The 18561-nt window shown below is 41.3% G+C and carries 15 protein-coding genes; 8 read left to right on the forward strand and 7 right to left on the reverse strand.

What is annotated here, in order from left to right; translation table 11 throughout:
- Window positions 1-211: 211 nt before the first annotated feature.
- From AACU33_RS28705 to AACU33_RS28715, 3 genes are all read right to left on the reverse strand, one after another.
- The gene (locus AACU33_RS28705; protein ID WP_015114068.1) at window positions 212-328 is read right to left on the reverse strand and encodes a photosystem II reaction center protein I; all 117 of its coding nucleotides are present in this window, start codon (window positions 326-328) and stop codon (window positions 212-214) included.
- A gap of 536 nt (window positions 329-864) precedes the next feature.
- A complete protein-coding gene (locus AACU33_RS28710; RefSeq protein ID WP_096593294.1) occupies window positions 865-1605 on the reverse strand; it encodes an acyltransferase in 741 nt (246 codons plus the stop codon).
- 614 nt (window positions 1606-2219) lie between these two features.
- Window positions 2220-2348 carry a hypothetical protein gene (locus AACU33_RS28715; protein ID WP_339376348.1) on the reverse strand — a complete coding sequence of 43 codons (129 nt, stop codon included), beginning with the start codon at window positions 2346-2348 and terminating at the stop codon, window positions 2220-2222.
- A gap of 489 nt (window positions 2349-2837) precedes the next feature.
- Here AACU33_RS28715 and AACU33_RS28720 point away from each other — a divergent pair, with 489 nt between their 5' ends.
- The 3 genes from AACU33_RS28720 to AACU33_RS28730 all read left to right on the forward strand — a co-directional run bounded on the left by AACU33_RS28720 (window position 2838) and on the right by AACU33_RS28730 (window position 7147).
- Window positions 2838-3152, forward strand: coding sequence for a hypothetical protein (locus AACU33_RS28720; protein ID WP_096593296.1), 315 nt, complete (start codon window positions 2838-2840; stop codon window positions 3150-3152).
- A 659-nt stretch (window positions 3153-3811) separates the two neighbouring features.
- Window positions 3812-6376 (forward strand): alpha-glucan family phosphorylase, encoded by a 2565-nt coding sequence (glgP, locus tag AACU33_RS28725; protein WP_096593299.1) that lies wholly within the window; start codon window positions 3812-3814, stop codon window positions 6374-6376.
- A gap of 273 nt (window positions 6377-6649) precedes the next feature.
- Window positions 6650-7147, forward strand: a complete 498-nt coding sequence (locus AACU33_RS28730; protein WP_096593301.1) for a cupin domain-containing protein — start codon at window positions 6650-6652, stop codon at window positions 7145-7147.
- A gap of 34 nt (window positions 7148-7181) precedes the next feature.
- Here AACU33_RS28730 and AACU33_RS28735 read toward each other — a convergent pair whose 3' ends face one another.
- The 4 genes from AACU33_RS28735 to AACU33_RS28750 form a co-directional block, all read right to left on the reverse strand.
- The gene (locus AACU33_RS28735) at window positions 7182-7940 is read right to left on the reverse strand and encodes a DUF429 domain-containing protein (RefSeq protein WP_096593304.1); all 759 of its coding nucleotides are present in this window, start codon (window positions 7938-7940) and stop codon (window positions 7182-7184) included.
- 262 nt (window positions 7941-8202) lie between these two features.
- Window positions 8203-9084, reverse strand: coding sequence for an XDD3 family exosortase-dependent surface protein (locus AACU33_RS28740; RefSeq protein ID WP_096593306.1), 882 nt, complete (start codon window positions 9082-9084; stop codon window positions 8203-8205).
- A 430-nt stretch (window positions 9085-9514) separates the two neighbouring features.
- Window positions 9515-12172: a S8 family serine peptidase gene (locus AACU33_RS28745; RefSeq protein WP_096593309.1), complete on the reverse strand. Its 2658-nt coding sequence runs from the start codon at window positions 12170-12172 to the stop codon at window positions 9515-9517.
- Between the two features lie 807 nt (window positions 12173-12979).
- On the reverse strand, window positions 12980-14548 hold the full coding sequence (locus AACU33_RS28750) for a B12-binding domain-containing radical SAM protein (protein ID WP_096593311.1): 1569 nt from the start codon (window positions 14546-14548) through the stop codon (window positions 12980-12982).
- A gap of 198 nt (window positions 14549-14746) precedes the next feature.
- Here AACU33_RS28750 and AACU33_RS28755 point away from each other — a divergent pair, with 198 nt between their 5' ends.
- The 5 genes from AACU33_RS28755 to AACU33_RS28775 all read left to right on the forward strand — a co-directional run bounded on the left by AACU33_RS28755 (window position 14747) and on the right by AACU33_RS28775 (window position 18357).
- Entirely contained in the window at window positions 14747-15451 is a 705-nt protein-coding gene (locus AACU33_RS28755) for a Uma2 family endonuclease (RefSeq protein WP_096593314.1), read from the forward strand.
- Between the two features lie 198 nt (window positions 15452-15649).
- A complete protein-coding gene (trpS, locus tag AACU33_RS28760) occupies window positions 15650-16660 on the forward strand; it encodes a tryptophan--tRNA ligase (RefSeq protein ID WP_096593316.1) in 1011 nt (336 codons plus the stop codon).
- 59 nt (window positions 16661-16719) lie between these two features.
- A complete protein-coding gene (locus tag AACU33_RS28765) occupies window positions 16720-17649 on the forward strand; it encodes a methylenetetrahydrofolate reductase (protein ID WP_096593319.1) in 930 nt (309 codons plus the stop codon).
- Between the two features lie 361 nt (window positions 17650-18010).
- Window positions 18011-18187, forward strand: a complete 177-nt coding sequence (locus AACU33_RS28770) for a DUF6888 family protein (protein ID WP_168160972.1) — start codon at window positions 18011-18013, stop codon at window positions 18185-18187.
- A complete protein-coding gene (locus tag AACU33_RS28775) occupies window positions 18184-18357 on the forward strand; it encodes a DUF6887 family protein (RefSeq protein ID WP_339376349.1) in 174 nt (57 codons plus the stop codon). Before AACU33_RS28770 ends, AACU33_RS28775 begins: the two co-directional genes overlap by 4 nt.
- Window positions 18358-18561: the final 204 nt, after the last annotated feature.

Genomic DNA, 18561 nt, shown 5'->3' on the forward strand with positions numbered 1-18561 from the left:
GACTTTGCTTTCTGCCTATTTGCAGCAAGCTTGCCGGACAAGAACACTAAGCCGCCAAAAGATCCACCAGCAGGGTTTCCTTCTGGGTCAAATTTGGGATTACCCTCCCTTTAGCAAACTTTTGGAGGGTAGCTTCCCACTTAAGCCAGTGTCCATAGCTTCTAGTGTCTTCGGCCTTCCGGCATTACTACGCGGATTATCAATCGCGCTTTTACTCTAAATCCCGACGACCGGGGTTACGAGCTGGATCGTTCGACAAAAATCCAAAGACGAAGATAGTCACAAAGAAGGCAACAACAATATAAACAGCGATTTTTAAAGTAAGCATCAGAGATATCTCCAAAAGGTATGAGAAACAGAAAATCTCTCTCTCGGTATCTGCTATGCAGAAAAGATAGCTCCTTTATATTACCCAAATCTCGTCCCTTTTTTGGAAGACTATGGTGCGTTGGAGAACTATTTCTCCAGCACATCATTGGGTCTGGTAGAGGGTTTGTCTGTTTTTTAGATATCCCTTACTAAGAAGTTGTGGACTGGTTACTCTGATGACGTTTACTAGCGCCATAGGTTTCCAGGTGTAGATACAGAGTAGCTAGTTATCAGAAATCGCTATTTTTTATAGTCCGCCGTCCATCATAATCGCAAACAGTTGACTTCGCCTCAGTATTTATTGGTGTCAACAAAGCGTAGAAATCTGTTGCATTGCGAGGTTTCAGGCTTACCAAGCGATTTTCTCACTTAGAGCAGGGGCTGTCATCTCTTCAAGAGGAGCATACTAGTTAAGTATTAACGAGAATTTTGATGAACCCGCCCCTAATTGAACACCTCAGCGAAAAATGCCTAATTTAAATGCTTGATGATTTACTAACTCCTATTTCCTTCTTCATAAGTTGTTAGTCTATGCAGTTCGTGATGATTACCGTTCAGCAATAAATCTTTGTGAATACGGCTTTTGATCGTTTTTGCTGGTATACCTACAGCGACTGAGAAGGGAGGAATATTTTTCGTCACAACTGCGCCTGCACCAATCACGCTACCTTTACCAATCGTGACGCCATCTAATACAGTTACCCCATGTCCTAGCCAGCAATCATCTTCAATCACAATTCCTTTGCGTGTAATTCCTTGGTATCGGATTGGTTCTATGGGATCGGCAAAGTTATGATTATTCGCATATATGCCTGAATGAGATGCAATCATACAGTATTTACCTATTTTGATATCCCCAGGCCCAGCAATACATACGTTAGGGCCAATGAAAGTCTCATCATCAATATAGATAGAAGTACCATCCAAACAACCTATATCAACATTACGCTCAATAGCTACTTTATTTCCTAGGTAAATTCTATTATTCTCTCCCTTGGCATCTATCCGCACACCTTTGAAAATCAATACATTTTTGCTGATTTCCATGCAATTAGTCCCAATAAACTCAACTCCATTTTGGATATAAACTTGACTATCTAAACTAGCAAAAATTCTCCGATATACCAGATTTCGTAATTGAGGGCCAAGAGCGATCGTTGGAATACTACCTAAGATTGTAGTCAATAAAACTTCTTGAAATCGTTGTATTTTGGCTAAGTAATCCTGATTTTTCATGGTTAGTTGAGTTCAAATAGATTGTGGCTGTTACTTAGAAAACAATGCGAGCAATGTATGTTAAAGCTCTAATACAAAAATCTCTCAAGATGATTGAAATAGCTTGCTGAATGTGAGAAATACTCATCCAATATGAGAAAAATAGTTATTTAGTTGTCAGAGATGAGAAAGCTTGTAAAAATGGCAATCTTTTTTTACTTACCTGATGCACAGATAAGCTACCCAAATTCTTGTAAACACCTGTAAAGCCAGGTTCAGAACAAGATTGTGAATTTGATTTCTTCAGCAATTCTTGAAGTTAATTGGTATCTAATGCTTGCTTTGCTGCGTAAAAAAGCGCCATAGCAGTATTCAAAATTAACTTTAATGAAGGTACTGCTGCTTCTCGCAAAGCTGAGTTCAATCCCAAGATCGGTGAATTGCTAAATCAAAACTGCATCATTAAGTTGCAATTGGAGTAGTTTAGACTTTTGCCACCTACCCTATTTAACAAGCTTTTTGTTAACAACAATACATTTTTATCTATCTAGATAAAAGGTCAAAAATTTTACCTTTATATTCAAATGTATTTATTGTTTATTTATTTTTGGTATTTTTGAGCAAGTAAAATTATGTTAGGGTGGAGTATCCCCTACTTCAGCCATCACATTAAAGTTCACCATCGGTGCAAACAAGTAAGCCCTTCCCCGACTGCTATGACGGCTTTCTTGCAACGAATTTCTAGAGTATGCTGCTCTAATCATGTTGCACACAGATGATTTACATAAAAAACAAATCACTCTTGCAAGTACATGAGTGGCTTTTAACAACAAGTGCCTTCAAATATAACACATTTTATTTTTAATAGCAGGCTAAAAAAATATTTTTAATTTATAACGTTTACTCAAATGTATATAGCTTTTTATATAAAAAACAAATTTTTATACCAATAAATAAAATTATTTAAGTGTAGCAATTTAGCATAAATAATTTTTACTATTGCGATTCATAATTGATAATTTTCTCATGGCTGATATCTAACAATTTGTAAATCACCCGCTTAGATAACCCATTTGGGTGATGTGTGCTGAACCTTGCTCATAATAAATTTTGAATAAAACATAGACACAAATTTACAAGCAAATTTACTCGACGGGAGAAGAGAGTGGAAGCGTAGCGGCTTGTCGATAGACATAGCCCAAATTTATCCATCACTCTCCACTCTCACAGTTAGTTTAAAAAGTAGGCATTTTATGAAAGAAATTGTTCAACAAGCTTTAAACACCGGCTATTTGAGTGTCGCCGCCCAAAATCAGATCAAATTGCTACTGCAAAGTGATTATGACTCAGAAGACTTGGATGCCTACATCATTTTGCAACGAGCTGTGGTGGCGGGTGATGTCAAGCAAGAACCACGTATTCAAAAAGCCTCTCGCTCCAACACAGCTAAAGATGCTGGCTCAAATATCAAACTTGCTTATCAAGTAGCAGCTGAGTTAGCTTGTGTAGCAGCTATGGCTCTGACTATACCGAACAACACCAAGGATTCTTCTTACTTGGGTGCATAGATTGTTACTTTAACTTGTCGTCTTGGTTAAACAGATTCCACTCGACTGGACAATGCAAGGAAGTAGGGTTGCACAGCAGTAGAAGAGAGAATATAACTATTGCCACTCAACAAATGACAAATTGAAAACTAAAATAAATTTTTATTTGTCCTGCCTACACAGTTGGCGATCGCTACTTACATGAATCGCAATCTGCTAAAACACAGAATTTTTGTACTCAATCTACTAAAATTCCGCAACAAAGATTATTAAAAAATAATTAAAAATGAGAATCTGCTTTGAACTCATAGCAGATTGTTTGCTGGCGGAGTAAAATCTCTCGAATATAGCTTCCAGAGAGGTTTTTGACAGTTATTATCCAGCTAATAATTAAATCGAAAATAAATCTAAATACTGAAAAAATTTAATACATCCAGAGCTATTTGTAATTGAGTAGAAAATTACAGTCAATAGTTAAGTTTTACAATACCAAGCACAGATCCCAGAAGACCGCTTAAGATATGAAATAGTCTTGGTGTAAACTCTAGCAACGTTGACAAGAATGATTCTCAATGCTTAACAAAGTCATAGCATTCTTACAAACATAGTATAAAGAATTGGCAACATTGGGTAAAGACAGTAAAAAATAACCTTAGCTAAACTTGGAGTTTTGCCAACCTATGCAGCCAATTCGTACATTTAACGTCTCTCCTTCTCTTCCGCCGCGACTTGAACCGCTGCGGCGGCTGGCATATAACTTGCACTGGGATTGGAACGTTGAGAGCAAAGATTTATTTCGCCGCCTAGATCCTGACTTATGGGAGTCTAGCCACCATAACCCAGTGTTAATGCTGGGTACTATTAGCCAAGGGCGATTGTTGGAAGTTGTCGAAGATGAAGGCTTCTTAGCGCAAATGGATAGAGCTGCTCGTCAGCTAGAAGATTATTTACAAGAGCGTTCCTGGTATCAAAAACAGCGCAGCCAAAAACCAAAAGAATGCTACGCTTATTTTTCGGCTGAATTTGGATTAGTAGATTGTTTGCCAGTTTACTCTGGAGGTTTGGGGGTTCTCGCGGGAGATCACCTAAAATCTGCCAGTGACTTGGGATTACCTTTGGTTGGTGTTGGCTTGCTCTACCAACAAGGTTACTTTGCCCAGTATCTCAATGCTGATGGTTGGCAGCAAGAACGCTATCCCATCAATGATTTCTACAATATGCCTTTACACCTGGAGCGTAATTCTGATGGCTCAGAATTGCGCATTGCCGTAGAGTACCCAGGACGTAAAGTGTACGCTAGGGTTTGGCGGGTACAAGTGGGAACAGTACCACTGTATTTGTTGGATACCAACATTGAACCCAACAACCCTTACGACCATGACATCACAGATCAGCTGTATGGTGGCGACATTGACATGCGTATCCACCAGGAAATCATGCTGGGTATCGGTGGCGTGCAGATGTTAAAAGCTTTGGGGTATAAAGTTACTGCTTACCACATGAATGAAGGTCACGCAGCTTTCTCAGCCCTGGAGCGAATCCGGATGTTGATTCAGGAAGAAGGGTTGAGTTACGCTGATGCCAGACAAGTAGTAGCTTCCAGTAATATTTTCACTACCCATACACCTGTACCAGCGGGGATTGATTTGTTCCCACCGCAGAAAATTTTGGACTACCTGAAATATTATGCAGGGATCTTTGGCTTGCCTGAAGAACAATTTTTAGGGCTAGGACGGGAAAATACAGGCGATTTATCTGCACCTTTTAGTATGGCAGTGTTGGCGCTGAAGATGGCAACATTTTCCAATGGTGTAGCGCAACTGCATGGGGTGGTGTCACGCCAGATGTTCCAAGGGTTGTGGAAGAAAGTACCCGTAGAGGAAGTACCGATCGCAGCAATTACGAATGGTGTCCATGCCCGTAGTTGTGTGGCAAAATCCACTCAGGAATTGTATGACCGTTACCTGGGGCCAAATTGGTCATCAGCACCACCAGATAATCAGTTGTGGGAGAGGATGGACGCCATCCCCGATGAGGAGTTGTGGCGCAATCACGAACGCTGTCGCTTGGATATGATTTTGTATGTGCGAGAGCATTTAGTGAAGCATTTACGCGATCGCGGTGCTTCGGCTTCGGATATTGCTCAAGCTCAAGAAGTTTTAGATCCAAACGTTTTAACCATTGGTTTTGCAAGGCGTTTTGCTACCTACAAGCGTGCTACTCTTTGGATGCGCGATTTAGAACGCATCCGGCGGATATTACTCGGTAATAAAAACCGCAAAGTCCAATTTGTCATCGCTGGTAAAGCACACCCGAAAGATATTCCCGGTAAAGAACTCATCCGCGAGATTAATCATTTCATCCGCGAACAACATTTAGAAAAACAAGTGGTGTTTGTTCCCAATTACGACATTCACATTTCGCGGTTGATGGTGGCTGGTTGCGATATCTGGCTAAATACCCCACGTCGTCCTAGAGAAGCGTCTGGAACCAGTGGAATGAAAGCCGCAATGAACGGATTGCCAAATTTAAGCGTTCTTGATGGCTGGTGGGATGAGGCTGATTATGTCCGCACTGGTTGGGCGATTGGACATGGAGAAAATTACGAAGATCCCAACTATCAAGATGAGGTAGAAGCCAACGCTCTCTACGATTTGCTAGAGAAGGAAGTTGTACCGCTATTTTACGATCATCGCGATGTTGATGGTTTACCCCGTCATTGGGTAGCGAAAATGAAGGATGCGATTCGCTTGAATTGTCCGTTCTTTAACACAGCCCGGATGGTGCGAGAATATGCCCAACGAGCTTATTTCCCTGCTAGCGATCGCTATCATACTCTCACTGCCGATAACTACGCCCCAGCGAAAGAATTAGCAGAGTGGAAAGCCAAACTCAGCGACCATTGGTTTAATATCAAAATCAAAGATGTTGACGTGTCAGCAGCCGCAGATATTGAAGTTAACCAAACCGTGGCAGTGAAAGCCAAGGTAGATTTGGCCACTTTGACTAACAACGATGTGCAGGTGGAACTATACCAAGGTGCAATTGATGCCAATGGTGATATAGTCAACGCTGTTCCCGTAGTTATGGATTACCAAGGCGAGGATACACAAGGACTAAGTGTTTACACGGCTAATATTATTTACACCACCTCTGGTTTGCAAGGCTTATCTTTGCGCGTATTACCGAAACACCCATACCTCTCTAATGCTTATGAGCCAAGGTTGATTGCTTGGGCGGAGTAGATTCAGTCAAGTTGTCGATACTCCAACTCTGCGAGAAGGGCTACGCCCAACGGAGAACCGGAAGGGTAGGGTAGCAACTGGCGTTTAAAAGTAAAAAGTTAAAACATATATGTTTTAACTTTTTACTTTCCTTGGAGCAACCAAAAGGCCATTTTGTAGATATTTAAGATTGAGTTATTTTGAGATTTTAGTAGGACGGTAGGTGAAAGGTGTCTGCGGATTAGTTGATTGTGGTGTTCCGACCATTTACCAATTTGATAGGAGGACATCAATGTGACTGATGAACAACATTCTCTGCTGAAAGCATCAGAGATTAATTCAATAGATGCGTTTGAGTTTCATCATCCACTCAATCCCAATTCAGAAATTTATTTACGGTTCCTTGGGCGTGCTGTCGGTCTTAAACGCATTGGTGTAACGATTGCTCGTGTACCACCTGGTAAGGAATCTTTTATTTATCACGCTCACCAGAATGAAGAAGAATGGGTTTACATCTTGTCAGGTCGAGGTATTGCGGAAATTGGAGATAGGGAATACGAAGTAGAACCAGGAGACTTTATGGGATTTGGGCTACCTCAACAACCACATCATCTTCGTAATCCCTTCAATCAAGACCTTGTATACCTGATAGGTGGAGAAGCAGGACGCTTAGATGTTGGCATTTTTCCTCGGCTTGGTAAACGGGTGATTAGGGATAGTGAGTCAGCTTACATATTTGATGAGTCAGCGCTGCAACTTTTGTGGAGCAGCAAGCAATCTGCTGAGGATTGATACCTGCTGGAATGCTCGTCGCAGCGTTTAAGTTCTACTCTTGACTTCCCTGAGGAATCACAATGTAACCAGTAGTGCGATCGCCTAATACTAAGTTACGTTGCTCGCCCCAATACCACCAGTGTGCAGCCACATAAGCACAGATGAGGCTATCTAATCGATCTTCAACGGCTTTAAGTGCTGCACCTGTGTTGGGAATTTCTGGGATAAACGTAGACGCGCCAGCGGCTTGCCGTAGGCTACCACCCAGACGCAGAGGTGGTTGGAGAGTAGGCAGGATATCAACAATATAATTGTAGAGTCTGATGAGTTCTAAGCGGCGCTCGCGCAAGCGTCCTTTTTTATATTTGAGGATGCATTCTAAATTGAATAAATGAACTATAGCCGGATGCGGAAAAACTTCTATTTGATATCTGCCGAGTGTTTGGGGTTTTATAGTTGGTGCGTGGGCAAAACCACGAAATTCTAATTCTAAACCAAAGTTGACGGTACGCTCGGCAAAGGCTAAACCCAAATTAGCTGGGTAGCATCCTGCATGATATTTACCAAAGTATTTATGACTGAGTTTGTCTGGTAGGCGACTCCCGCTAGCATTAGGGATGAGAGTAGGTGCGTCTACAGCAATGATTGCTGGTGCATCTGGATGCACGTAAGTATCGATCCAGTTGAGGATATCTGCGATCGCTTCTTTACGGTCTAAATCAATAATTTTTAATTCTCCATCTATTAATTCTAAGCAGCAGAGTCCACTTGGTTGCGATTTCCAACCTAAATCAATGCCGAGAAATTTCATTGCCCAGCAGCCAATTACTTACAAAATGTTCAGCCTTATCTTACAGTTTGAAGTCATCTGTTTTGAAATTAAATTCACAATGTTTTTTAGCTCTAACTAAAATCTCCTCTACCCTGTTGCAGGGGGAGGAGAAGTTGGACAAGTATTATATTTATTTCAACACGCGAAATCACAAGCTATTGAAAATTTCTCAGAAAATTAGATGCACCTTTAATGTTTTAACTCAGAGATGATATAAACATATTCTTGAAACAGGAGAAACTCAACCCAATACACGCTGCTTTCTACGCAGCTGATGTTGCTGGCCCATGACGAAAGTTAAACCTGCCAAAATTAAACCAATTGCGCCTGATGATTCTGGTACAGGTTGAATATTTCCCTTAAGTGCAACTCCATCATTACCACACTCTAAGAATATATTACTGACGTAATTACCACTACCTAATAAAGCTTTATCCAGAGAAAAGCCAACGGTATAATCTCCTAAAGCCGAGAAGTGAGAAAAATCTAGCCCAGCAGTCGTCAAATCTTGAGCAGCAAGCATGGAGATATTTCCGACTTTTGAACCTGATGCGATCGCATTTAGGATAGATGTATTGCTTGTAGTCGGGTTACTCGCAACTGTAGAGTTGTAATAGTAGTTGTAAACATCTTGTGTAGTTGCTAAGTCTGTACCTTGGGTATTAGTCTTAGCAAATCCATGATCGTAGTACCCCTTCAAGCTGCTGTAGCCTGCGTGTTGCGCGGTGATACTCTTTGCTGCAACCCCTTTATAAACTCCAGTTGCTAGGCTATTGTCATAGTTGGCAAACCTTACACCAACGAGTTGACCGTTTTGACTAGCTGTTTGAAAGTCTTTACCTGAGAAATTAAAGAACAAGTCACCCCAACCAATGGGAGTTGAGCCATAAGTAGTGCCTGTCAAAGGCATTCCACCTGTCAGAGCGACATAAATTTTGTCACCTGAATCTTTAATTGCCATACCTTTGATGTCGTAGGTGTTACCACCAGAGCCATCACCAACTGCGTCAATACCATAGTTCCAGCCGTTGTATAGTTGTCCAGCATTTGCCTGTTGACCAGACAATGTTAGAACACCCATGCTTAAGGCTGTAGTAGCAAGAAGCAATTTTAAGTTACGCATTGTGTCAAGCCTACTTTTATAGGCAGTGATAGTTTTATCTTGCCAATAGCGTAATCAAGTTTGCATCAATTCTGTAATGATAAAAATAAGGCTTTTTTCATAAAGAAGAAAAACATTTTTCTTCAAAAACAACCTTTATGCCAGTGTTTTCTCTAAATAATTGCAACAAATAGTAACTATACTAGCTTGATTGATGCCAAATACATATTGATTTTATGTGGCTCAATAAAGTTATATCACTATCCCCAGGCAACAGGGAATGGGGAACAAGGGAAAGAAGCAATATTAAGAACGCAGCGAAACTACTGCGGCTTCAGGGTTTACCGCATAAGTAAATTTTTCAAGACAAATTTTGTATTGGAACTGGCTTTCGGAGTTTGGCTTGCTGTGAATGTGTCTGTCAAATTGTTTTTTCCAATTAGCAAAATTTCTAGACAATAATTATGTCAGTAGTAGGAATTAAGCCAGTATTAGGACTGAGGCTAGCAAACTGAATTGTACTTGTCCCAGTATTAAAGCTTAAAGCGCCTGTATTGGTTTGGTAGCTGAACTTATTAATATCTGTAGCAGTGATTCCATAGCCAGAGCCATTAATCTGAATTTTATCTCCAGCTTGACGAGAAAAATCTGCGATCTGATCGATACCTTCTGATACAGAATTGAAGACAAAAATATCGGCTCCCGCACCACCTGTGAGGGTGTCCCAACCAGAACCACCTGTGAGGGTATCGTTACCAGAACCGCCGATCAAGGTGTCATTCCCATTACCACCGATGAGAATGTCATTGTAATTAGAACTAATGACAGTCTCAATGCTAGTAAGTGTATCGGTGCTGCCTAGTCCATCGTTAGCTCTACCAGTTTTCAAGTTAACGTTGACGCCACTATTAGCATTTTGATAAGAAGCAGTATCGTTACCATCTCCACCATTGAGAGTGTCATTGCCAGAACTACCATTGAGGGTATCATTCCCCACACCACCCTCAAGGCTGTCATTCCCTAAATTACCATTGAGGTTGTCGTTACCAGCATCGCCTTTGAGATTATCGTTCCCTACACCACCATTAAGGGAGTCATTGCCATTTTGTCCGTAGAGAAGGTCGTCACCATCTTCGCCATTGATGCTGTCGTTACCATCCTCGCCAAAAATAGTGTCATTACCAAGACCACCTGAGAGGTTATCATTACCAGCACCGCCATAGATGGAATTATTATCGGCATTACCTGAAATCGCGTCACTATTGCTAGTACCGTAAGCTGTGTTTGTGGGAATTAGCTCAATGTAGTTGAGATTAAAATTATCTGTGAGCATTTCCACACGCAGTTCATGGCTACCTGCACTTAAGCTCAGTCCTTGTGTAATCACATCAGTCCAAGCTTGATATCCTCCTGTGTAACCAAAACTGAGGATTCGCTCTTGTTGATTATCAATTGAAGTTTTAAATTGTTTTTGAGTATTTTCAGCAGTAGAGACTCTGGCTACAAGGTTATAAAATCCCTTTTCTGGTATCTTCAAATCGTAGGTGAGCCATTCTCCAGCCTTGACCCAACCTATATTGTAGCCGCCACCTACATCACTGGTATTCTCAATATCTACATTTAAATCTTTGCGATATTGGCTACCTGAATTATTAGGCGTTGTATCGTAGGCGTTTTTGTAATTCTCTGCTTCAATGTGAATTGTAGATTCGGCAGATGTACCTCCAGAATTGGTTGATACACTGTCAGGCTTTGCTTGATTATTGCCAACAACCTTTTGATAGGCATTTAGCACATTCAAGCGACCCCCAGTGTTAATTTTGCCTTGCAAAGAATTAACTTTATCAACCGTTGATAGCAAGGCGTATCTCAGATCTAAAACACCCAGATTAGGGTTAGCAGCTAACAGTAATGCCGCAGCACCACTAACAAAAGGAACAGCCATTGATGTGCCATTCCACTTAGCATATTGATTATTGGGAAATGTGCTGTAGATATCTACCCCAGGTGCAGCTAAATCTACCGAATTTGCACCGTAGTTAGAGAAATAGGCCAGCTGGTCATTTTGATCTGTAGCTGTAACAGAAATGATATTTGGAAGATCGTAGCTTGCAGGATAATGTGGTTCGGTATCAATATTGCGATTGCTATTACCGGCTGCTGCTATAACTAAAACGCCTTTACTGTATGCATAGTTAAGAGCATCATATTGAGCTTGATCGAAAGCGCTGGAACCAAAACTGAGATTGATGATTTTGGCTCCGTTATCTACAGCGTAATAGATACCTTTCGGAACATCCCATAAATACCCTTCTGGGTCACTTGCCCGGAAATGCTTCGTAGCCATAATGGAGACATTTGGACTAACCCCGATAACACCTAGTCCGTTATTCCCTACAGCACCGATTATTCCTGCAACGTGAGTTCCATGGCCACCTTTTGGGTCATTGTCATTCGGATCGCTATCTCCATCGCCAAAGTCCCAACCGTGAATACCATTGGGGTTCCAGATATTAGCAGCTAAGTCAGGGTGATTGTAATCAACACCAGTATCAACTACAGCCACAACAACATTCTTGCTGCCTTTGGTATAGTCCCATACGGCTGGTGCTTGAATCTTCTTTAAACCCCAGAGATTGTCACTGGTATAATATGAGTCGTTTGGCGACCAGTCGGGCGTTACTGCGTTATCTGCATTGAGTTTGATAGGACTTGTTTGAAAGTCATTTTTAGTAATGATAGGGACATTTGGCCTGACTGCTATGTGAGTTCTATGCCCTTTGAATGAGCGATCGCCTATGGGAGAATTATCTCTAATGCCAAAGTCCCAACGGCGAACATCATCACTTGTAGTTCCAGCTATGTCTGTGGAATTAGCCCAGGTGTTAGCAGCTAAATTGGGGTGATTGTAGTTAACATCAGCCACAACTAAATTACTGCTGTCTTCGGTATAGTCCGATGCCACTGTGGCATCAATTTTATTTAATTCCCAAAGACCGCTTAATCGCCAGTCGGGCAATACTGCGTCGTTATTTGCATTTGTCTCTGGGTGAGTGTTTCGCAGGTAATCGCTCATCCTGAAATGAGCATCGTTATCTCGGTTCCGCATTGAGTGAGAAATACCTTTAAAAGTAATCTTAAAATAGAAAAAAAGCCAAGAAAATTTTATTCAAGAGAGAAAACTCTGCCAAGTATTTCCAGAAGAACTAAATAAGCAAAGTTAGGACTTATTGTAGTTTCTGATTACTCGCTTAAGTATAGGAATTCATACTTACTTTAGAGAGGATTCAGTTGTTAGTTCTTCCGACGTAATTAGCAACGTGCTAATTATATTTGTATCTTTTTTTAGGAATAAATTTAAATTTTGGAAAAATTCTTGTTAGAAACATATCATGTAATTTAAAGCACGTCAATCAAAAAGTATGCGTCTGGGATCGGGGCTGAGTATAAGCAAAGACGCTTACAAGGTATAGCTTGGGGGAACTAAAATCTCAACCAAGATGTGGTATAAAATTTCAAGAAAGAAAAAAGTAAGATGTAAAATAGCCCGATCATGCCAATTTCTAAAACATATTACTGGCTTACTAGAGTAAAGAAGCAAGACTGCTCTTTGCTTAGTCTGTCTAATTGAAAAAATTAAAGATAGGAAGTGTGGTACTGCTGGATCGCACTCAAAACTAATACCAAGGCAGGCAAGTATCCAGCTTAATATTAGCTAAATATTATGTCAGAATTTTTCCCTAAGTAAGTATATACGTAGGCTGATTTCTGCTGTATTATATGGGGAAAAATTGTAGAAACGATCTTGAAGCTTAATACTTAAAGTAGAACTCAAAATAAAACAGATATAGTCAAAAAGTAAGGCGATCGCACTCATCTTACACTTCCAAGAGCGATCGCCTCAAAAATCACCTATCTAACTCACAGTCTCTAGCTGGTAAGTCACTTTCTCTTGTTGTTGCTGCTGCTTTAAATCTGCTAGTTTAGCTTGTAACTGCGCCCTAACTTCATAGCGGTAATTGAAGAAATGTTCGCCAACACCTAAGGTTGTTAGGTAATCATATAGCAAACGGGGTTTAACAAGCGCGATCGCTATTAATTGCCACCAGAACCGCCACCTTGTTGAACGTACCACACCCTGTCGCCAGCAAATAGCTGAAAACAGACGAATCTCATGCAAAGTTATTTTACGCTGAGTTTTCCCCCGCCACCCGTTCATCATCATAAAGTGGCGGAAAGTGCGTTTCAAGTAAGGCATGGGTTCATAGATGTTCCAAAACGCTTGGATGTATTCTTCTGTAATTTCCTCCACTGGGCGCGTTGGGGTAAAGTTCATCAGTGCGCCTTGGTGGAAAGTTCCCAAACCATCAACCAATCGCCCTTCCTGCTGAAGACGATTCCACATCGCAGTATTTTGTAATGCTTGCAGCATACTAAACTGCCCTTGAGGAATGCCAGTCTCCTCAATAAATTCTCGAATTCGTTCTCCCGCACCAGGACGTTCGTTATCAAAGCCGATGATAAAACCAGACATAATCTGCAATCCTGCTTTGGTAATTTTGTGGCAAGATTCAATTAAGCTTTTACGTGTATTCTGGACTTTGTGAATCCCCAAAAGACTATCTGTATCTGGGGTTTCGATACCCATAAATACTAGGGTGAAGCCAGCTTTCACCATCAACGCAATTAATTCATCATCCTCAGCTAAATTGAGTGAAGCTTCCGTTAGCAATACAAACGGGTAATTGTGGGCTTCCATCCAGGGGATGAGGGCTTGTAAAAAAACCTTGGCGTTACGCTTATTGCCGATGAAGTTGTCATCCACAACAAACACATACCGCCGCCAGCCTAAATCGTAGATAGCTTGAAATTCCCGCAGCATTTGTTCTGGCGTCTTCGTGCGGGGTTTGCGTCCATATAAATTGATAATGTCGCAAAACTCGCATTGAAACGGACAACCACGGGAGAATTGTAATGTAATTGCCAAGTATGCATCGAGATAGAGTAAATCAAACCGCGCAATTGGCGTTTGGGTGACATCGGGTTTTTCTGAAGAACGGAAAATTCCCCGTTCATCTCCCCGTGCCAAAGCTTCTAAAAACATGGGAATAGTGCATTCCCCTTCATCTAAAATTAGATATTGCGCTCCTGCTTCTAAAGCAAATTCAGGTACTGACGTAGGATAGGGGCCACCAACCGCTACCTTTTTACCTAACGCAACTCCCTTTTGAATTAACTCTCTAAAATCCTGTTTCTGAATAATCATCGCAGAGATGATTACCATATCGCACCAATCCCAGTCTGCATCTGTCTCTAGAGAGACATTGCGATCCACAAATCTTATTTCCCAATCGCTAGGCAGCATTGCTGCTATAGTTATTAAACCCAGTGGTGGATTAGTAGAACGTAAACCTGCCAGATCTAGTGTCTCTTGATAAGACCAAAAAGAATTGGGCATTATCGGCCAGAGTAGTAAGGCTCTCATCAGCACATACCCCGGAGTAGAAAAGTTACTTATTCTCAGGTTACTGCTACTCGATTTGACGCGACTTTAACTTTTATCGACTTTTGTAAACTGAAAGTACATAAATTTTGGGAAATGGGCATTGGGCATTGGTGATTTCCCCTTGACCCTTAATCGACTGCGATAAAATCAATTTACCCAACTATAGCGCCTGCGATCGTGGTTAATACCTCTCCACAACAGCCGACTCCAATCACTTCTCCTGCCTATATTCCGCCTCTTGAGAGTGGCGATCGCCTCACTCGCTCCGAATTTGAGCGCCGCTACAACGCTATGCCCAATCTCAAGAAAGCTGAATTAATTGAAGGAGTCGTTTACGTGGCATCCCCCTGGCGCTTTGAAACCCACGCCGAACCTCATGGTAATTTGATGATTTGGCTCGGAAATTATAAAGTAGCTACGCCCGGTGTCAGACTAGGTGATAATCCAACTATACGACTAGATTTAGATAATGAACCCCAGCCTGATGCCATTCTATTAATCGATGCAGCTTGTGGTGGCTCGTCTCATCTGAGTACTGATGGTTACGTAGAAGGTGCGCCAGAATTAGTAGCAGAAGTTGCCGCCAGCAGTGCTACCAAAGATTTATATGAAAAAAAACGTGCTTATCGCCGCAATGGTATTCAAGAGTATATTGTTTGGCAGGTTTTTGAGCAGACTGTGAGTTGGTTCAGCTTGCAGTTAGATGAATATGTAAGCCGGATACCGAATGCATCAGGCATCATTCAAAGTCAAATTTTTCCCGGACTGTGGCTTGATGTTTCAGCTTTAGTTACCGGAAATATGCCACAAGTATTAGCAGTGTTGCAACAAGGACTAGCTTCAGTTGAACATCAGACATTTGTTCAGCAGTTAAACCTATAGTCCAGAGTCAAAAAGTCCAAAGTCCAATTTTTGAACGCCAGTGTCACAAAGAAATAGGGGGATAAGGAAAGGATGACAATGTTCAATGCCCCATGCCCTCTTCCCCATGCCCACTTGCTCAAGAAAATGTCAAAATTAAATGTGTTTTGTAACCGCTGCTTTACATAGCGCGGATTTGAGATAAGTAACTGGAAATTTATGGGCAAGCAGCGCGTTCTGTCGGGAGTTCAACCAACTGGAAATTTACATTTAGGCAACTACTTGGGAGCAATTCGTAACTGGGTAGAAGCCCAGAGTGAATACGAAAATTACCTTTTCGTCGCGGATTTACACGCGATTACATTACCCCACGACCCCAAAGAGTTGGCATCGAATACTTATACCCTCGTTGCTCTCTATCTCGCTTGTGGTCTAGATTTAAATCATTCCACCATCTTTGTGCAATCTCACGTCTCAGCACACAGCGAACTCACTTGGTTGCTCAACTGCATTACACCCCTCAACTGGCTGGAAGATATGATCCAGTTTAAAGAAAAGGCAGTCAAACAGGGCGAAAATGTGGGTGTAGGCTTATTGGACTACCCAGTGCTGATGTCTTCTGATATTTTGCTGTACAAGGCAGATTTTGTGCCTGTGGGTGAAGACCAAAAGCAACATTTAGAATTGACGCGGGATATTGTCAATCGCTTTAATCACTTATTTGCTAAACCAGATCGACCAGTGCTAAAGCTACCAGCACCTTTGATTCGCAAAGAAGGCGCAAGGGTGATGAGTTTGACTGATGGTACTCGCAAAATGTCTAAGTCTGACCCATCGGAATTAAGCCGGATTAATTTGTTAGATACACCAGAACAAATTGCTAATAAAATTAAGCGCTGTAAAACAGATCCGATTCGGGGTTTAACTTTCGACGATCCAGAGCGTCCAGAGTGTAATAATTTGTTAACGCTATATATGCTGCTGGCTGGTAAAACAAAACAAGAGGTAGCAGCGGAGTGTCAAGATATGGGTTGGGGACAATTCAAGCCATTATTGACCGAAACAGCGATCGCGGCCCTTAAACCGATCCAAGATAAATATCAGGCTGTCATGGATGACAAAGGCTATTTAGAGTCGGTGTTGCGTGATGGACGACAAAAAGCTCAAGCAGTTGCAAACCAAACTCTAGTAGAAGTGAAAGCTGCATTGGGTTATACCATACCTCTTTAAGGATTTCGCTTTTAGGGGTAATTTGATTTACCCTGTAAGAAATTGAAATCTTGAATGTTATGTCTGATACCCAGAGTAAGACAGTCTTGAATGCCTTTCGCCGAGCCGCGCAAGCAGGCGAATTTTTAGTTACTGCCGAAGTAGCACCTCCTAAAGGCGGAGATCCAACACATATGCTCCAAATGGCGGCGACTCTTAAGGGGAGAGTTCATGCCGTCAATATTACCGATGGTAGCCGAGCAGTATTGCGGATGTCTTCGTTAGTGGCTTCGGCAATTTTATTGCAACAGGGAATCGAACCGATTTGTCAGATTGCTTGCCGCGATCGCAACCGAATTGGTTTACAAGCTGATTTAATGGGTGCTCATGCTTTGGGTATCCGTAACATTTTAGCTTTGACAGGCGACCCCGTAAAAGCAGGCGATCATCCCAATGCTAAAGGTGTCTTTGATTTAGAAGCTGTGCGACTGCTGCAACTAATTAGAAAGATGAATCAAGGGTTTGACTGTAACGAACAACTTCTAACAGATGGCGCACTAGATTTATTTACAGGTGCAGCAGTTGATCCGCAATGTGCGAGTTGGTCAGGCTTACAAAGTCGATTTGAACGTAAAATCGAAGCCGGAGCGCAATTTTTTCAAAGTCAATTAATTACAGATTTTGATCGCTTAGAAAAATTCATGGATACCATCGCCTCTGGTTATAAAAAACCAATTTTGGCAGGAATTTTTCTGTTGAAATCGGCAAAAAATGCCCAATTTATTAATAAGTGTGTTCCGGGTGTAAATATTCCCCAGCACATTATTGATAGATTGGCACAAGCAAAACATCCGCTAGAGGAAGGAGTGAAAATTGCCGCCGAGCAAGTACAAATTGCGCGGCAATTGTGTCATGGTGTCCACATGATGGCGGTGAAGCGCGAAGATTTGATTCCGCAAATATTAGATTTAGCGGGAGTAACACCAGTTAATTTGGTGGGAGTTAAGTAAATGGTTGAGGCGATCGCATTTTTTACCTAATTGCAAACAGAGGAAGTGCGATCGCCTCTCTTCTCATTGAATTGTTAAACTAAAAAACAACCCTGACCCTTGCAAAGGTAGTATTCTGACCACAAAATAGGTTTTCAGCTTTACAATTGCCATTTCGGACACTACATTTGCCATTTCGGATACTACATTTGCTGCTTCGGATACTACAATTGCGATTTCGGACACTACAATTGCCATTTCGGATACTACAATTGCGATTTCGGACACTACAATTGCCAAAAATGTTCAAAAACCAGTCTTGAAAAACGGAGGTATACAAGGATTTAATATTAATAAAAAAGGAAAAAGTAAACACTAAATAATGGAACCGACCATAGAACAACTCAAAGCATTCTTTGATTTCTGCATTCGCACTAGCAATCTGTTACAGAACATAGAGTTAGTTCGGTACGATAGAAGAAACAATAGAATAGCTGTTTTAGTAGGCGAAACAATTGAAGTAGAGATTCTTAGTAGTGGAGAAGTCTTAATAAGATGAGTGATTATCTAAATTTGTCCTATAAAGAACTAAAAGAATATGTCAAAACCCATCCACAAGATGAAGAAGCTTTCCAACACTTTTTAACATTGATGAGAGCGAAGCCGGGAGTAGTAGTAAGCGGTGGTGAACAAATAGAGGCAGAGCTTAGAAAAAGACTAGCCTCGTAACCAAAAATCATCTAGTAATATCACTAATTTTCCTAGATGATTAATAGGAATGTTTTAAAACTATCATGACTTTTAACGCATACTCAACACTATAATAAATCGGTGAAAGAAGCGTAGACGCGTAGCTGCTTATCCTTAGACATCGCTTCTCCATTCGATACAACAGCTACAAAATATTTTGTCATTTAGCTTCTATAGCTTGAG

Origin of the sequence: Calothrix sp. NIES-2098, from assembly GCF_963875125.1 — a bacterium.
GTDB lineage: Bacteria > Cyanobacteriota > Cyanobacteriia > Cyanobacteriales > Nostocaceae > Aulosira.